Here is a 17,083-nt window from a genome sequence, read left to right as displayed (position 1 = left end):
GTGACGAGCTATATATCAAGGGAGGAAACTTCCAGGGCATTGTTCTGGATAAACTCCCGGCGGGGTTCCACTTTGTCACCCATTAAAGTAGTGAAAATATCGTCGGCCGCCTCGGCATCATCAATGGTTACCTGCAACAGAATCCGGTTTTCCGGGTTCATGGTGGTGGCCCACAGCTGTTCCGGGTTCATTTCACCCAAACCCTTGTAGCGTTGCAATGAACTGCCCTTGAAGGATTCATTGCGGATGACCTCCAGCATCTCCCGCCAGGAGGCGACTTCAGTTTCCTGGTTTTTCACCACCACGGTCAACTTCTGGTCCAGGTAATCCTTAACCCGGGGATAATGTTTAAGCACCTGACGATACTCTGGTAACAGCGGAATGTGCGGCCCAATGGTAACCAGCAAATGGGCTTTATCCTTCAAGGCCGCGTCGAATTCGTAACAACTTGGGCGCCAGCGGCAGGGGCGGATATTACCCAGAATTAATTTTTCGCCGCTTAACCTTTCATGCAACAGGGTAAGCAACGGCTCGCTTTCAAATTGATCGGCGGAATGGATATCCTCGGCCACCAGGAAACGCAGGATATCCTCCCAGAGATTGCTTCGTTCCAGGTAATCCACCAGTCGCTGGTAATAGGAAAGATCCTTGAGCAGCGCCACCAGTTCCTCACCCTCAATGGTCCGTCCATCGTCGGTGCGGATGCTGCACATGGTGCTGGCCTGGTGGAAGAGAAAACCGTTTAAAGAATGATCATCGAGAAAGAACTGCTCCTTCTTGCCTCGGCTCAGCCGGAAAAGCGGCGGCTGGCCGATGTAGACGTTGCCGTTTTCCACCAACGGCAGCATCTGGCGATAAAAAAAGGTGAGCAACAGGGTGCGGATATGGGCCCCGTCGACATCGGCGTCGGTCATGATGATGATCTTTTGATAGCGCAGTTTGTCGAGATCAAACTCTTCCTTGCCAATGCCGGTGCCAAGGGCGGCGATGATCTGTTTTATCTCCTCGCTGCCTAATACCTTCTCAAAACGGGCCTTTTCAACGTTCATTATCTTACCGCGCAGGGGCAGTATGGCCTGGAAATAACGATCCCGGCCCTGTTTGGCGCTGCCACCGGCGGAATCTCCCTCCACCAGGAAAATCTCCCTTATTTTGGGATCCTTGGACTGGCATTCAGCCAGCTTGGCGGCCATCAGCACATCAATGCCGCTGCCCTTCTTGCGGGACAGTTCCTTAGCCCGACGGGCCGCTTCCCGGGCCCGAGCCGCTTCCACCGCCTTGCTCAGGATCTTGCGGGCCTCCTGGGGGTTTTCCTCCAGGTAGCGGGAAATCTTTTCATGGCAAATGGAATCGACGATGTATTTGACCTCGCTGTTACCCAGCTTGGTTTTGGTTTGACCTTCAAACTGGGGGTTGGGTACCCGGGTTGATATAACACAGGTAATACCCTCCCGGACATCATCACCGCTCAGTTTCTCCCGCAGATTTTTGGGAACGATGTCATCGCTGGCATAACGGTTGATACATTTGGTGAGTGCCATGCGAAAACCAGCAACATGACTGCCGCCTTCCTTGGTGTAGATATTATTAACATAAGAATGCAGTCGTTCGGTGTAGCCCTCAAAATACTGAAAAGCCACCTCCACCTGGACGTTGTCTTTTTCCCCCTGAACAAATACCGGCTCGGCGTGTACCGGGGTCCGATTGCGGTTGAGATATTCTACAAATGATTTGATACCACCTTTGAAATGAAATTCATCCTCAGCGCCGGTGCGTTCGTCGTGAAGTTTGATTTTGACGTTTTTATTGAGAAAAGCCAGTTCCCGCAGTCGGGCCTGGATTATTTCATATTTGAACTCCGTGGTTTCAGTAAATATTCCCGGGTCCGGCAAGAAGGTAATTTTGGTGCCGCTATTTTCCGTCTCACCGATTACTTCCACCTCGCTTTCTTTGATACCGTAACGGTATATCTGACGGTATATCTTGCCGTTGCGTTTGATTTCAGCCACGGTTTTAATACTCAAGGCATTGACCACCGAAACCCCAACCCCGTGCAGGCCGCCGGAAACCTTATAGGTTGAATGGTCAAACTTGCCCCCGGCATGCAGGGTACACATGACCAGTTCCAGAGCCGACACCCCTTCGGTTGGGTGCATCTCCACCGGAATTCCGCGCCCGTTATCCTCCGAACTGACACTGCCGTCCTTATGAAAAGTTATTTTAATCCGGGTGCAATAACCGGCCAGAGCCTCGTCGATACTGTTGTCCACCACCTCATAGACTAAGTGGTGCAAACCTTCCTCGGCGGTATTGCCGATATACATCGCCGGCCGTTTTCTTACCCCTTCCAGGCCGGATAGAACTTTAATCTGGGCGGCGCCGTAATCGTTGGTTGCTGTCTCTTTATCACTCAAGGCTGTTTTTCCAATTTTTTGGTTCAGGTTGGTCTGGTCTTTCCGTTTGGCGGGTTTTTGCTGGGCCATTAAAGTTTCATGGGCATAATAACACTTAGGTAACCGGGATCCTTGTCACCCTGGAGCAGACAGGGACTTTCTTCGGAATTTATATAGGCCTTTACCTTGTCGCTTGCCATAACCTGCAGCGCTTCATAGAAATATTTTCCATTAAAACCTATTTCCATGGTCTCACCCTGGTAACCGGCGGGAACCTCTTCCCGGGCGCTGCCATAATCCATATTTTGGGAAGATAAAGTTATCTTATTATTTTCAATAATAAAATTAACCGCATTGTAGCGATCTTCGGTGAAGATATTGACCCTTTTCAGGGAGTGCATCATCTTCCGGCGATCAACACTGATGTGTTTTGACTTGTCAATTGCCTTAATAATTCCTTTGTAATCGGGAAAATCACCGCTCATCAGGCGTACCACCAGGGTGTAGCCACCGGCTTTAACCACCGCCTGTTTTTCTTCCAATCCCAGAAAAACAGTATCTTCCTCATCACATAACTTGCGAATTTCCTGAATCCCTTTCTTGGGAATTAAAATAACCCGGTCCATCTCCAGAGAACCCAGGTCAGTCTCAACCTGTCCCTCCATCATCGACATCCGATGGCCATCGGAGGAAACCATCCGGAGAAAGTTTCCTTCCGCCAAAATCTCTCTTTCCAGTAAAATCCCGGCCAGATTGAAATTATTCTCCCCTTCATGGGCCACCGAGTAAATGGTCTTGTCAATTAATTCGCTTATCAGTGCGGTAGGAACCGCGGCCAGATTGTCCTCACGATAGGGAGGAAAGGAGGGAAATTCGTCGGCGCTGATACCGGATAAACGACAGTCGCTACTTTCGGCGCTGATTTTTACCCATTTGTTATCCTGTTCTTCCAGATGAAGATGACTTTCCTCCGACTCCTTGACCAGTTCAAACAGTTTGCGGGCCGGCAGAGTAATACTGCCCGCCGCCAGTATTTCGGCAGGAATGCGACAGCGGATACCAACCTCCAGATCCGTAGCCGTCATAACCAGACCTTCCTGATCGGTCTCGAAGAGAATGTTGGCCAGAACCGCCAATGTGCCTTTTTTGCCGGTGATGTTTTGCAGGGCTGCCAGGGCGGTAAGAAAATCCGAGCGGGAAACGTTGAGGGCGAGAGTCATGGAGTTGTCCCTTTAATAAGTAAAAGATATGAATTAAAAAGATATTATGGTTATTAAACCGCGTTGAATTGTGGAATAACTCTTTAACCAGATAATTTATTTATATTTTTTTTCAAGAACAGCTCTTTTGAAAAAAAGATTAAAACCGCTACCCCTTTCTTTAACCAACTTATCAACAGGCAATCAACACCCCGGGCAGCCGTTATGTTAATAGTTTTGTTGGCAACCTGGGAACCATTTTTTAAACCGCGCATTCCCGGTTCCGTACAAGGTGTAAAGCAATCCCGAAAACATACCGGATAATGGGAAAAAAATAAATAATTATAGGTAAATAATAATAATGAAAAATTTTTTTTCACAACAAAACAAAATCTTAGAAAATTTTTTTTTCCAGGCTCTGGCGCAAGGTGTTTTTCCCGGTGCTGCCATGGCTGTGGCAGAAGGCACCGGTTCCCGCCGGCACCGGCTGATCAGCTGCTGGGGAGAAACTTCTTATCAGGATAACGCGAAGCAAAAAATAAATGAAAAAACTTTTTTTGATCTGGCTTCACTTACCAAACCCCTGGCCACCCTGCCGGCCGTACTGAGTCTGATGACGGCGGGAAAATTTGGCTTTGATACCAACCTGGAAGAGTTGTTGGCAGTTAAGGTGCCACCGGATAAGAAAAAAATAACCCTCAAGGACATCCTTACCCATCGCAGCGGCCTGGCGGCCTACTACCCTTTTTATGAGCAGATAAAAAAGGCCCGCTACCAACGGGTAAAAAAGGAGATAACAGAAATTATCCTTGACCGACCGCTGGCTTATCCCCCGGGTAGCCGTTCGGTGTACAGTGATCTCGGTTTCATACTGGCCGGTTTCATCGTCGAGGAGCACAGTGGAAAAAATCTGGCCGCTTATGTGGAGGAAGATTTTTTTTGTCCTTTGGGAATTGATGAGCAACTTTTTTTTAATTTTCCGGGGCGAGTTAGACCTGGGATCTACGCCGCCGGAGAGTACTGCCTGTGGCGGCGCCGGTTGCTGCGGGGCGAGGTAGGAGATGAAAATTGTGCCCTGCTGGGAGGAGCAGCGGGGCATGCCGGCCTTTTTGGCTCCATCAGTGCGGTGGTGCGGTTGCTGGAATATATGTTTGACCTGGGTTGGGGTGAAACAGGTCCTGCAAGTCAGGATGAGTTTTTTAAGCGGGAATATTTTTTACAGTGCTGTCGAAGATGGGATGAAAGTGGGAAAAATACTTGGGCCGCCGGATTTGATACCCCTTCTCCGGGCAACTCATCCGGCGGACCTTATCTGTCGGTGGAAAGTATCGGCCACCTGGGTTATGCCGGCACCTCCATATGGATGGACCCACGAAATAAATTGATTATGGTGCTGTTGACCAACAGGGTTCACCCCTGTCGAAGTAACAACAAAATAAAAAAAATTCGGCCCAACTTTCATCGTCTGGTAATGGAGCAGTTGGGGATGGACAACTAACAAAAAAGAAAGAACGGTCATTTTATTGAAACCATTAATAAAACAATGTTATTTAATGGTCACCTTAAGAAAAGGTAAGATTTTTTTTACATTCTTCCTTGTTAGGTTAACTAACCTTGAAAACGTTGATTTTGTCTTATAAAAAAGAAAAAGATTAAACAGTTACAAGGGTTAAAGGTAATTTTTGAGTTGACATGGCTTTTCCTTTTTCACTATAGCTGACTCCCGAGGGTTTTTGGTTCCACTGGTCTGGTGAAGGAACTAAAAATGAGACTGTAGTATCTGGAGGAGGGTTGTAGAGCCATGGACTTTTTTTGTCGACGGCGTGTTTTACGCCGACCATTGCCCGGCGGTCCCCCGTTGCCCACCAGCGGTCCCATAATCGCCGGTTATGACTTCTCCTTCTCTCGCTTTTTCATTTCCCCCGTTGCTTTTTTCTGCTGTCTTCTTTTTTCTCTTTCCTTGTTGCTTGTTTTTACTTCCTGTCGTGGTGATGCCGATGGTTCCAAAAAGGTTGCCGGTATCGGAACGGGTGAGGTCCGAGAGACCAGTACCGGGGTTAATGACGCCGGTGAAATCAGTTTTGTCGGCCAGGGAGAGTTTGCCGGGCTGCAGATCAACGGCCAGAATCTGACGGCGGCCGCCGGCGGCCGCCTGCTGATTCAACTTGACCCCTCGCCGGTCCGGGAAAACGGCTTTATTCCGGTGGGTAATCTTTATGACCTGATTCTTTTCGACGTTGAAGGCAACGAAGTAGCGGCCGCCGGCACGGTGATCGTTCATATTCCTTACCGGCAAAGCGTGGTAGCGGCCCAGGGAGTGGAGGATGAACTGCTGTTGCGACGTAATAATCAGACACAAAACGCCAGTCACTACCCAGACCAGGGTGTGCTGACCGCCACGACTGACGGTTTTGGCCGTTTCGTGGTGGTCATCCGGGATATTCCTCCTACCGCCAAAACTCATCCCTTACCACTGATCGAGTTGGGATGGGACGGGTATGCCGATGCCGAGCGAGTGCTCAAAAACGGTGTTGAGATTGCCGATCCCCTTCGGGGGATCAACGTCGTGCAACGTGGTGAACGGGTGCAGTTGCGTGGCCGGGAAAACGATGTCAGCCAGCAGCCCTATGCCGGCTACGATTGGGTGTTACTGGAAAAACCGGTCGGGTCAACGGCGCAACTTACCGGCACCGGCCGGGAAGTGGAACTCATTCCCGACCGGGTGGGACGCTATACCGTGCAATTGACCGCCGGGGATGACCAGGACAGCGTTAACATCACCGCCGGCAGCTACAGTTATGTGCTGCGTGACGGGGAGATCAGCAATTACTGCGGTTACTGCCATGCCGGGCAGTTTGGTGAGAGTGATTACGTAGACATTTACGGTAGGGATACCCTGCGCAACTTGATCACCCCCTGGCAGGCATCAAACCACGCTGCGGCCTACGAAAACCTGGCCTCCTCTGATCATGACGACGCGGTCTGCCTCAACTGCCATACCACCGGTTTTCTGGTCACCGACCGCAATGCCGTCAGCTACGATCCTGGCTGGGGGTTTGCCGACTTTTTCTATCATGATACCAAAGACGCCGGTGACGCCCCTCATCTGCAGGGGGTCAGCTGCGAGGCCTGCCATGGCCCGGCCGGCAGCGGCGGGACTCCTCCCGACGGCAGCGGCTTTCATCATGACTATCAGGCCAGCCTGAGCCAGGGCCCCTGTATGGCCTGCCACAACATCCGCCCCGATGAGCAGATCAGCGGTCGGGACTATTATTACGCCTGGGAAGGAGACCTTCATGTTGACGCCCATTACGTGGTGGATGGCCGGATCAGGGTGGTTGATACCTATCCCTGCTACCACTGTCATGTGGGCCAGTACTTCATCGGTCGGATGCACGGCAAAACCTTGGCGCCGGCTGATATCGAGCAACCGGAAGGCATTACCTGCGTGGTCTGTCACGATCCCCATGATGAGGGCAGTCAGGTTTCACACCTGCGGGCCCATGGTGAGATAGCCATGCCTTTGAAAGTTGGGGAAGGAGAAATAGAAAAGATTTTCGATGCCGGCCGGGCGGCGGTTTGTTATTCCTGTCACAACGCCTACATCGTGTTGCCGGCGGTGGGTGAGGATCTGCATGGTAATCAGGCGGAGATGCTTGAAGGAATAGGCGGTTACGAGTACGGCCAGGAAAATATTCCCCAAGGAGTACACCGGATCGTACCGGATAAATGTGTCGGTTGCCATATGGTGGCCGAGCATAACGGAGACAAGGTTATTACCCATCAGCGGCGGCTTTATGAGGGAGAAGATATCGCAACCGCCGATGATTATACCGTAACCGGTTGTTTAACGTGTCACACCGGCAATTTGGCCCTGCCGGAAGAAGGTAATCGTTTCGACTTTCTGGGCCGTTTTAGCGAAATCAAAGAAAAATTGGAAGAACTGCAGACCAGGATCAACGCACTGGCCGGCCGTGAGGATCTGCTTTCTCCCATTATTCATAACTACGAACAAAGCCTTACCGGCGAGAGACTGGAGGCGGTAAACCGGGCGGCATACAACTACCTCTTTGTTAAACGGGACGGCAGCTACGGCCTTCACAATTACCAGTATGCGGCGGAGTTGCTGCGCTTGAGCCTGGAAGACCTGGAAGGATACTGATGAAGATTTCATCCGGCAAAATCGGAGTTTTCTCCCTGGTCCTGCTGCTGCTCTTCCTGGCTGGAAAGACGGCAACAGGGGCTGAGATAACCGGCAGATACACCATGGGTTACGAGGATCGCGAGGTCCGTGACGGCACCCGGGAATCGGTGATGGTCAACTACCTTTCCTTCGATGCCCAACGGCTGCCGGTGGCCAATCTCTCCCTGCACGGCTTCAGCAAATACGCCTATGAGTGGCAGCGGGGTGATTCCGCCACCAGCATCTACTATCTATACGGTAATCACCGTACCTTCGAGGGCCGCAATGACCTGATGCTTGGCCGTTTTCCCTTGGAAAGTCACCGTTTTCTTACCCTGGACGGATTTCATTTCACTCAGCGGCCGGACCGGCCTTTCGGTTACTCCCTGTATGCCGGTCAGCCCCGGTACATGGAAATCCATAGTGATCGTTTCGAGCGCCAGTTCCGCGACAGCGGCGACTATCTGGCCGGCGGTAAGATCTTCCTCCGTGGCGTCGAGGGGGTCCGGGCCAACGCCTCCTACTCGCGGGAAGGGGGGGGCGGCGACGTTTATCGTGAGATCTTCGGTATCGGCGGCGGCAAGGACTTTTTTATTCCCCGTCCCCAGGAAGAGCGGGATGAGCTGATCGTGGCGCTGGACGGAAGCCTGGACTACAACCCGGATAAGTCGGTGGTGGACCGCCTCAGTGCTCGCATGTTTATGATTTACTCGGAAAAACTGCGGGTAGTGCTCCAGGCCGACCGTTACGATGTCCGCGATGACTACCCCGCCGACCGTGAGTTGATCATCTCCCTGTTCTCCACCGGCCGCGAGGATCGGGCCAAGTATATCATTACCTACGACTGGCGGCCGGAGATCGCCTTTTACCAGAGTTCGGTTTATACCGAGCTGGAGATGCCCGACGGCGCCTGGCGCCGGGGGCGTATCGTCAAAGGCGGGGTGATTGGCGACTACCGGGAATCCAGGGGTGTGCTGTTCGATGCCGGCCTGTACCACTTCAACAGTCACCTGGCCGAAGCCAACGGCATGGCGGTAAGCGTCGATTACCAGTACGACCGGGTCTGGAATCTGTTGGTGGGCATGGAACTGGTCAGGATCAATAAGCCCCTCAGGGATAAAGAGACCGCCAAGAGTATCAATGTCGAACTGGGTTATAAACCGGGGAAGCAGTGGAAACTGGCCGGTTACCTGGAACGCAGTGATAACCCAGAGTACCGCAACGATTTTCGAGTCGGCTTGCGGTTTGATTACCTCTTCGGTTTTGCCCTGGGCAAAGCCGCGCAAAGGGTTGCCCCATGAACTTTTCCGGTAAGAATACGGCACTGATTATTCTCAGCCTCCTGGTTATGGCCGGCTGTGCCGGGCTGATTACCCGGACCCCGGCCCAGCTCTTTGAACACGATGTTCATGTCGACACTCTGGTGGAGCACGGCTTCGGCTGTATGGACTGCCACTACTTTACCACCTTGGAAGAACAGGCGTTCCCCCAGGTCTTCGCGGTGGCCGAGGAATCACTGTTTGGCACCATGACCATCTGTCATTACTGCCATGTTGATCCGGAAACCCGCGATCTGGCCGCCACCCAGGAGTGCATGGCCTGCCATACCGACATGGATGATATCCGGCCGCCCACCCATCTGCACGACTGGACCAGAGATCATGGTCTGGATGCCCGTAACGATCGCCAGACCTGTGTCTCCTGCCACAATAATCCGTCGTTCTGCAACGACTGCCACACCCGGCGGGATACCAATTTCAACGTGGTGCATACCAGGTCGTACCGTTACTTCCACGGCATTGAGGCCCAGATCGATCCGGCCTCCTGTAATGCCTGCCACACCGCGAATTTCTGTATCGATTGCCACAGCGGCAGAAGAAGATTTTAAACCGGGCCACAGCTATGACTAATGAAGGTATGAAAATAAGGGGATGGCTGACGGGGGCCGGGGTGCTGGCAACGGTGATGGTTGTGGCCATGGCGCTGGGTTCCGCCCGGGCCGGCGCCCCCCCGCTGGCGGAGATCGAAGCGGAACTAACCAGGGCTTTCGGGACCGAATTTTACCGGGAAGATCCCCACTGGCAGGCCAACGCTTGCGTGGCCTGCCACACCTCCCGGCCCGACCGCCAGGAGCTGTACCTGCGGGGAGATGGCAACACCATGTGCACGGTATGCCACACCAGGGGCCGGGCCAGCCGTGAGCCCCATCCGGTGGGCGGGGTTGACTCCGAGGCGGTGAGTATTCCGGCGGAATTCCCTTTGGATGACCAGGGAAAGACCACCTGCCTGACCTGCCATGATCACACCCCGGCCTGTGAAAGGCGGGATCGCCGGGAGAAGGCCAATTTCCTGCGGCCGGCGCCGACGACGGTGGAGATGGTGGCGGGAGAACCGGAACTGTTGAACTTCTGTTACGCCTGCCATCGCCGGGAAGATGTTGAGGAGTACAACCCCCATGAAGGGCAACTGGATCCGGCCGGCGCCATCGAGGAGCGGCGCTGTCTGTTTTGCCATAGTCAGGTGCCGGACCCCGAAGCGGCGCCTTCACCCCAGGATTATCAGTTGCGCAAGGAGATGTCGGTAACCTGTATCGGCTGTCACTTGTTGACCCCCCATGCCGGGGCGGCCGAGCACCTGGAACAGCCGTCGGAAAAAACCATGGCGGCGGCGCAACAGGCCGAACAGGAGCTGGGGGTGGTACTGCCCATGGATGAAAAAGGGCGGATCACCTGCGCTACCTGCCATAACCCCCATGAAAAAGGGGTCTTCCCCGAGGATCATCCGGCCGGTGTGCGCTACGACGAAGATAAGTTGCCGCCGGAGGTGATTAGTAAATTTGAACAGATGGTCCGTCCCGGCAAGCCGGTACGGCGGGATTTTCGCCTGGGCCTGCCGGATTTTAGCAGTGAAATGCGGCCCGTCAGTGAACTTAAACCGGAAAGGAACATGCGTTTGCCGGCCCGCCAGGGAACCTTGTGCGCGGCCTGTCATGGTGCGGGAGGAATTGACAGATGAGGTTGATCGGAAGAACATTACCGGCTTTGGGGGCTCTTGGCTGTCTGCTGCTGGTCTCTCTGGTCTGGAGTGATCGGGCGGCGGCGGAACGCTACTATCATGCCGATGCGGAAAACTGCATGATGTGCCACAAGTACCCCGGTCTGGCCAGAGTTGACGAAAATCACGAGTTGCGCCTGTTGTTCATCAACGAACGGCTGCTGGAACAGGGGCCCCATTACCGGGTGCAGTGCGGCGATTGCCACGGCGATATCGATATGGTGCCTCACATGCTGCCGGTGGAGGAGGTTAACTGCCTCAAGCAGTGCCATATTGTTGAGCCTTCCACCGGCGAGCGTTTTACCCATGAACGAATCCAGAACTTCATGACCCAGGGCGCCCACTCGCGCTATGATCAGGACGGTAACCTGAAGCAGTACGCCGACGATATGCCGGGCTGTATTGATTGCCACTGGGAAGAACCCATGTACCAGCCCATGACCTACTTCAAGGGGGATGTCTACGAGGGCCTTGATGAACAGGCCATGGAACGCTGTGTTTCCTGTCATGAAGGAGAAGGGTTTACCGAGTCCTTTTACAAGCACGTCAGCAGCCGTTTGGAACACACCCGCTCCGCCGGTGTTATCGAGCAGATGTGCGCCAATTGCCACGACAACCCGGAACTTATTGAGCGACATGACCTGAAACGGGCGGTTTATTCTTACAAATACACCTTCCACGCCAAATGGACCGCTTTCGGCGGCCGGGCTCAGCCGGATTGCACCGATTGCCACAGCAACCGCGGTGAATCGGTGCATCTGATCCGCAGCCAGGATGACCCGCTCTCTGCCATTCATCCGGACAATCGCCAGGCCACCTGCAGCCAGATCGGCTGCCATGAAAACGCCGGCCCTTATGTGGGTGATATCGGCGTCCACATCGACACCAACTTGCCGGAGTACGTGGTCGAGCGTTATGTCTACTACATGTTCATCGTGCTGCTGGCCGGTGTTTTGATCGGGGTTTACGTGCTGATGATTCTGGAGCAGATTCGGGGACTTTTCCCTGATGCCGGGTTGATCAAAGAAAGGGACAAGCATCATGACAAGTAGCGGCAATGATAATCAACGGCCCAGGACGGAACTGCCCGTTTCTCCCTACGAGTTTCGGAGAAACCGGATATATGTCTACAATGGGGATAAGTTCTTCTTCCGGTTCAGCCTGCACCAGCGGATCCAGCATATCTGGCTGGCCCTGTCGGTATTGATTCTGATCCTCACCGGCTTTCCCCTTAAATTTCCGGATTCCGTCTTTTGGCAGCACGTTTTTGCCCTGCTGGGCGGCATCGAGATGGCCCCCATCCTGCACCGCATTGCCGGGGTGGCACTGTGTACGTTGTTTGTTTACCACATGATCTATTTCATCGCCGTCTTTTACCGGGAGGACATCAAGCCCATGAGGCAACGGGGGGAATTCACCTTCTGGAACGCCCTGGTGGCCTTTTACAACGTCCCGATGATTCCCCATGTCAAAGATGGCACCGACCTGGTGGATTACATCAAGTATCACCTTTTTATCAGTGACAAAAAGCCCCGCTACGATAAGTTCATGTGGAAAGAGAAGTTCGACTACTTCGCTGTTTACTGGGGCACCCCGCTGCTGGGCCTGACCGGCATCTTTATGTGGAACCTGGAGTTTTTCTCCCATTACCTACCCGGCATCGTATTCAACATCTCCTACATCGCCCATACCGACGAGGCCTTGCTGGCCGCCAGCTTCCTGTTGGTCTGGCATATTTACAACACCCATCTGCACCGCCATAAATTCCCCATGGGGCGGGTCTTCATCACCGGCTACCTGTCGGAACACGACATGATTGAGGAGCACTACGATGAGTACGTGACGATGATGAAGGCCGAGGGGCTGGAGCATGAGATCAAGGGCCAGTACGAGCCCGGGGAGCATGAGCATCACTGGCAGGAAAGAAAGTCCACCAAGCTGATCTTCGGCGGGGTGATTTCGGCTGTTGCCGTGGTCCTGATCTGGATGATCCTGGATCTGTCGATTTACAGCTCCCATGGCTTTTTCCCCCGGGAGCGGCCCAAGAAAATCGAGCCGCCACCCCAGACCGTACTGAAAGAGGTCCGGCTGGAGGGTATCAGTGCCCTGGAGGGTTTCAACAACAAGGAGGAGTATCGGGGGTACCGGCTGGATTCCATCGAGGACTTGAGCGGGCATTTCCATAACGTGGGGATCGATATCGCCTCCGACCAGCATTCTTCCTGTGTGGCGTGCCATGGTGATCTGGTCCATGAGGATATCGATATCAAGCGTTCTTACATCAATATGCACACCTTCTACTTCTCTTGCGAGGTGTGCCATGTGCCCCGGCAGCAGAACGGGGAAGAGCTGTTTGCCAATTTCTACTGGTTCTCCAAGGATGGCGGCGAGGTTCAGGACGAGGCCCTGGGTTGCGACACCCGGGTGGAGGAGCGGGTTGATTGCCGCATTGCTCCCTTTGTCCGGCGCAACGGCCGGCTGGAACGCTTTGACGGGCCCGACCGGGCCATCCTGAGCAGCGAATATCAGGATCTGCAGGCGACCCTGAGTCGTGGCCAGCGGGTCGATTACCTGCGCCGCCTCCACGACGGCCTGACCCCGGAGCCGGTCTCCTGCCGGGATTGCCACGACCCGGAGATCCAGTACCTGCCCTTCCGGGAGCTGGGCTACTCCGAACAGCGGATCCGGGAGTTGACCGGCAGCGCCATTCTTGGCCTGATTGAGAAATACGACCAGGATGAGCGTTTCCATCTACCCCAGCTGTTTTCACCGCGCCGGGAGGGTCGCTGATGGTTGCCGGCCCAAGTCATAAACCAAGCCGGTTGCTGCTGCTGTTGCTGGCGCTGACCCTGCTTTCGGTCGCCGGGCCGCGTGCGGCCCTGGCCTACGAGAAGATCCTGGTGGAATTTGACTTTGCCATTGAGGACGCCGCCGGCCTGGCCATGGAACTGCCCACCGATCTCACCATCGTTGATGGCGAGCTCTATGTCCTGGATGGTATGAATCACCGGGTGGCAGTGTACGACCTGGAGGGCAACTATCGTCGCCAGTTTGGCAGCCCCCGTGAAATTCCCCGGGCCATCGGCATCTGTGCCAGCGGTGACGGCGGCCTTTACGTGCCGGATGCGGAAACCGGTCGCCTGCTGGCCTATTCAACCCGTGGAGCGCTGCTGGGCGGCTTTGACGTAGTCCCGGTACAGGAGGGCGAAAAACCGGATATTACCGATTGCGTGGTTTCCCCTGCCGGTGAGATATTTCTGGCCGACAACAACAATCACCGGGTTCAGGTTTACAACCGGGAAGGTGAAAGGCTGCGGCACTGGGGACGATTTGGAGAAGGGAGCAGCGAGTTTCGTTTCCCGGCCACTCTGGATATCGATGCCGATGGCGTCATCTTTGTGGTGGATGTGATCAACAACCGGGTCAAGGGGTTCCGGACTTCCGGGCGCCAGGCCCAGTGGCTGGGGGGGTGGGGCATCACCCCGGGGCGGTTGTTTCGCCCCAAGGGAGTACTGGTGGTGGGTGACCGGGCTTTTGTCTCCGACAGCTATACCGGGGTGATTCAGGTCTTTCGAACGGCCGGTGGACTGATGGGGATCCTGGCTGATGGTCAGGGAGAAAATATCCGCTTTCGGACTCCCACCAACATGGCCTTTGCCAATAATCGCCTCTACGTGGTGGAACAGCTGGAAAACCGAGTAAGTGTATGGAGACTGGAACCATGAGCGGTCGGGGGTGGAACGGAGATAACTCGACACGGCGCTGGCGCCCGCTTTTGTCGGCCCTGACCCTGGCGGCATTGCTGCTGCTGTTTGGCGGTCAGGTCCAAGCCCACCCCGGCGCTTTGCTGGAAGAGTCGTCCAAGCGGGAATGCGCCGTCTGCCATGTCATGTGGATGGACGAGTTTAAACAGGAGGTTGAAACCCTGATCCCCTGGGTGGGCGATAATGTGTTGATGAAGAGCACCTACGGGCTGGTAAGCGACGAGGAGATGTGCTACAGCTGCCACGACGGTTATATCGCCGATTCCCGCTATGTCTGGACCGGCAAGCGTCACACGGTGTTTGAAAAACCCTCCGAGGAAATGGAAATCGATGAGCGCCGCTTTCCGCTCAGTGTTAACGACGAAATTTATTGCGGTACCTGCCATACCATTCATTCGGCCCAGTCCGGCGAAGTGGAAGAGTTGAGCTATGATCTTTTCTTGCGCATGGAAAACCCCAACTCCGAGATGTGCATGGCCTGTCATCAGGATTACGATACCGGTCCCGCCAAGGGGCGCCATTCGGTGGGGGAGGAGATCGCCCAGGGGTTTCCCGGCGATCTGCGGGAGTTGCGCCTGCGACCGGGGCGCAAAATGGCCGAAGAGGTGATCTGCAACTCCTGCCATGTGGTCCATGGCGCCAAGCAGCAGGAGAGCCTGCTGCCGGTGGCGGCGGGGATGGCCAATTTCTGTGGTCAGTGCCACGAAGAGCAGAATATACGGCAAGCCGGTGAAGGTGATTTCCTGGCCCATGTAATGGATGTGGATTTTGATCAGGCCGAGTTTCCCGCCGCCCTGGAAGAAGCCGGCGCCCGGCTGGAGGATGAAAAGCTGACCTGCCAGTCCTGCCATAATATTCACCAGGGGCAGGATGAAGAGGCCCTGCTGGTGATGGCCGATACCCGGGAGTCGGACCTTTGCCTGTCCTGCCACGACAGCAAAAAGGTGATCAAAGATACCCCCCACAACCTGCTGATCACCGATCTCGAGTTGCAACTGCAAAATCTTAATGAACAGCACGTGGCCGACGCCGGTCTGTGCGGCATCTGTCATAGCGCCCACGGTTGGCAGCAGGAGATGCGGGCCGGGGAGGATCCCGCCACCGAGGCCTGCAACACCTGTCACGCTCCCGGCCGGGGCCGGCTGGAAATGGAACTGGCCGGACCTTACAGCCACAGCGTCGGGGTCAACCTGGATGGAGCCAGCCCCCGGGATGACCATGGCCTGCCGCTCTATAACCACGATTTCACACCGGGCGACAAAATTTACTGCAACACCTGCCATGACTCCCATCAGTCATTGGGGCAGGTTTACGGCACTCCGGAGGGCCGAGATGAACGCGGCCTGATCTCCACCCGCTTTTTGCGGATCGAGGACTTCACCGAGATGTGCTCCCGGTGCCACACCGACCAGATGGTGGTGGAAGGCGCCAATCACGATCCTCGCCTCTTTGAACTGGAATACCGCAACATCCGGGGGGAGAAACCGGGAATGAGCGGCGCCTGCGGCGCCTGCCACCTGATGCACGAAGGGCCAGAACCGGTTGGGTTTGCTGTGGCACCGCCGGAGGTGACTTATCCCGAGGCCATTAGCCGCAATCCGGAAAATTTCTATTGCCTTTCCTGCCATGAAGAAAACCGGGTGGGGCGTGAGAGATTGATCGGTGAGATCAGCCACCCCATGGGCGAAAAACCGGAAGAAAGCGAGAGCAGCGAGGAACTGGCCGACCAGGAGGTTACCTGTCTTTCCTGCCATGATGTCCATCGCTGGGCGCCCGGCCAGACAGAACCGGGGCCGGGTTACCTGCTGGAGGGTGACGTGAGCAGCAGCTTTCTGCTGGTCGATAACCGCGGGGGTGAGCTCTGCGCCCAATGCCACCGCACTCCGGCCCTGGTCATCGACAGTGACCATGACCTCTCGGCCCATGCCGGCCGGGCGATGGAACTGGGGGTTTGCGAACAGTGTCACGCTCCCCACAACGCCCATGGTGATCGGCTCTGGGGGCGGGATCTTGCCGGTGTGTTGCCCGATGACAAGGAACAGAACCGTCTCTGCCTGGATTGCCACCGGCCCGGCGAGCCCGGTGAGGATTCCCGGGTGAGTCTGTACCGCCACCCGGAGGCCCTGCTGCTCACCGACCCGGTCCTGCTGGCCCGGCTGGATCTCTCCGACCCTGAGAAGACCATGGCGGCGGTGGAGCGGGAGTTTGTCTGCGCCACCTGCCATGATCCCCATATCTGGAGTCGGCAGCTGCTGGCCCGGGAAGACAAGGTGATAACTTCGCCCCAGCAGGCCTTCCTCAAAATGGGTGACCCCGCCGCCACCTTCTGTGTTGATTGTCACGGCAGCCAGGTGCGGACCAAGTACCTTTTTTATCACGAGGAAAAGGCACGCACCGAAGACAGCCCCTACTACGCCGACGATCCGGTTGGCGCTCTGCGGGAACTGCTGCGGCGATTCCGCGGTAATTAAGCAAGACAGAGGTAGCTTG

The 17,083-nt window shown here is 55.1% G+C and carries 12 protein-coding genes; 9 read left to right on the top strand and 3 right to left on the bottom strand.

The window, feature by feature from the left end:
• Positions 1 to 8: 8 nt before the first annotated feature.
• The 3 genes from gyrB to P0N66_RS02865 all read right to left on the bottom strand — a co-directional run bounded on the left by gyrB (position 9) and on the right by P0N66_RS02865 (position 3,867).
• Positions 9 to 2,414 (bottom strand): DNA topoisomerase (ATP-hydrolyzing) subunit B, encoded by a 2,406-nt coding sequence (gene gyrB / locus P0N66_RS02875; RefSeq protein ID WP_275802488.1) that lies wholly within the window; start codon positions 2,412 to 2,414, stop codon positions 9 to 11.
• Positions 2,415 to 2,482: 68 nt separating this feature from the next.
• The gene (gene dnaN, locus P0N66_RS02870) at positions 2,483 to 3,613 is read right to left on the bottom strand and encodes a DNA polymerase III subunit beta (protein WP_275802487.1); all 1,131 of its coding nucleotides are present in this window, start codon (positions 3,611 to 3,613) and stop codon (positions 2,483 to 2,485) included.
• Positions 3,614 to 3,696: 83 nt separating this feature from the next.
• Positions 3,697 to 3,867 carry a hypothetical protein gene (locus tag P0N66_RS02865; RefSeq protein WP_275802486.1) on the bottom strand — a complete coding sequence of 57 codons (171 nt, stop codon included), beginning with the start codon at positions 3,865 to 3,867 and terminating at the stop codon, positions 3,697 to 3,699.
• Positions 3,868 to 3,953: 86 nt separating this feature from the next.
• Between P0N66_RS02865 and P0N66_RS02860 the strand changes: the two genes are divergently transcribed.
• From P0N66_RS02860 to P0N66_RS02820, 9 genes are all read left to right on the top strand, one after another.
• Positions 3,954 to 5,090, top strand: coding sequence for a serine hydrolase domain-containing protein (locus P0N66_RS02860; protein ID WP_275802485.1), 1,137 nt, complete (start codon positions 3,954 to 3,956; stop codon positions 5,088 to 5,090).
• A 303-nt stretch (positions 5,091 to 5,393) separates the two neighbouring features.
• Positions 5,394 to 7,754 carry a multiheme c-type cytochrome gene (locus P0N66_RS02855; protein WP_275802484.1) on the top strand — a complete coding sequence of 787 codons (2,361 nt, stop codon included), beginning with the start codon at positions 5,394 to 5,396 and terminating at the stop codon, positions 7,752 to 7,754.
• Positions 7,754 to 9,076: a hypothetical protein gene (locus tag P0N66_RS02850; RefSeq protein ID WP_275802483.1), complete on the top strand. Its 1,323-nt coding sequence runs from the start codon at positions 7,754 to 7,756 to the stop codon at positions 9,074 to 9,076. Before P0N66_RS02855 ends, P0N66_RS02850 begins: the two co-directional genes overlap by 1 nt.
• On the top strand, positions 9,073 to 9,663 hold the full coding sequence (locus P0N66_RS02845) for a cytochrome c3 family protein (RefSeq protein WP_275802482.1): 591 nt from the start codon (positions 9,073 to 9,075) through the stop codon (positions 9,661 to 9,663). Before P0N66_RS02850 ends, P0N66_RS02845 begins: the two co-directional genes overlap by 4 nt.
• Positions 9,664 to 9,677: 14 nt before the next feature.
• The gene (locus P0N66_RS02840) at positions 9,678 to 10,790 is read left to right on the top strand and encodes a cytochrome c3 family protein (protein WP_275802481.1); all 1,113 of its coding nucleotides are present in this window, start codon (positions 9,678 to 9,680) and stop codon (positions 10,788 to 10,790) included.
• The gene (locus P0N66_RS02835) at positions 10,787 to 11,881 is read left to right on the top strand and encodes a hypothetical protein (RefSeq protein ID WP_275802480.1); all 1,095 of its coding nucleotides are present in this window, start codon (positions 10,787 to 10,789) and stop codon (positions 11,879 to 11,881) included. The genes P0N66_RS02840 and P0N66_RS02835 overlap by 4 nt, the downstream gene beginning before the upstream one ends.
• Positions 11,871 to 13,619 carry a formate dehydrogenase subunit gamma gene (locus P0N66_RS02830; protein WP_275802479.1) on the top strand — a complete coding sequence of 583 codons (1,749 nt, stop codon included), beginning with the start codon at positions 11,871 to 11,873 and terminating at the stop codon, positions 13,617 to 13,619. The genes P0N66_RS02835 and P0N66_RS02830 overlap by 11 nt, the downstream gene beginning before the upstream one ends.
• Entirely contained in the window at positions 13,619 to 14,554 is a 936-nt protein-coding gene (locus P0N66_RS02825; protein ID WP_275802478.1) for an NHL repeat-containing protein, read from the top strand. Before P0N66_RS02830 ends, P0N66_RS02825 begins: the two co-directional genes overlap by 1 nt.
• A complete protein-coding gene (locus P0N66_RS02820; RefSeq protein WP_275802477.1) occupies positions 14,551 to 17,064 on the top strand; it encodes a cytochrome c3 family protein in 2,514 nt (837 codons plus the stop codon). Before P0N66_RS02825 ends, P0N66_RS02820 begins: the two co-directional genes overlap by 4 nt.
• Positions 17,065 to 17,083: the final 19 nt, after the last annotated feature.

Source organism: Desulfurivibrio dismutans, from assembly GCF_029210385.1.
GTDB classification, from domain to species: Bacteria; Desulfobacterota; Desulfobulbia; order Desulfobulbales; family Desulfurivibrionaceae; genus Desulfurivibrio; species Desulfurivibrio dismutans.
The sequence above is the reverse complement of the archived record's forward strand: the minus strand, read 5'-3'. Positions and strand labels throughout refer to the sequence as shown.

Bases quoted from the DNA above. Each gene is read 5' to 3' on its own strand.
- P0N66_RS02840 (WP_275802481.1), top strand. From the start codon at position 9,678: ATGACTAATGAAGGTATGAAAATAAGGGGATGGCTGACGGGGGCCGGG.
- P0N66_RS02825 (WP_275802478.1), top strand. From the start codon at position 13,619: ATGGTTGCCGGCCCAAGTCATAAACCAAGCCGGTTGCTGCTGCTGTTG.
- P0N66_RS02865 (WP_275802486.1), bottom strand. From the start codon at position 3,867: ATGCGCGGTTTAAAAAATGGTTCCCAGGTTGCCAACAAAACTATTAAC.
- P0N66_RS02845 (WP_275802482.1), top strand. From the start codon at position 9,073: ATGAACTTTTCCGGTAAGAATACGGCACTGATTATTCTCAGCCTCCTG.
- P0N66_RS02830 (WP_275802479.1), top strand. From the start codon at position 11,871: ATGACAAGTAGCGGCAATGATAATCAACGGCCCAGGACGGAACTGCCC.
- P0N66_RS02860 (WP_275802485.1), top strand. From the start codon at position 3,954: ATGAAAAATTTTTTTTCACAACAAAACAAAATCTTAGAAAATTTTTTT.
- P0N66_RS02820 (WP_275802477.1), top strand. From the start codon at position 14,551: ATGAGCGGTCGGGGGTGGAACGGAGATAACTCGACACGGCGCTGGCGC.
- dnaN (WP_275802487.1), bottom strand. From the start codon at position 3,613: ATGACTCTCGCCCTCAACGTTTCCCGCTCGGATTTTCTTACCGCCCTG.
- P0N66_RS02835 (WP_275802480.1), top strand. From the start codon at position 10,787: ATGAGGTTGATCGGAAGAACATTACCGGCTTTGGGGGCTCTTGGCTGT.
- P0N66_RS02855 (WP_275802484.1), top strand. From the start codon at position 5,394: ATGGACTTTTTTTGTCGACGGCGTGTTTTACGCCGACCATTGCCCGGC.
- P0N66_RS02850 (WP_275802483.1), top strand. From the start codon at position 7,754: ATGAAGATTTCATCCGGCAAAATCGGAGTTTTCTCCCTGGTCCTGCTG.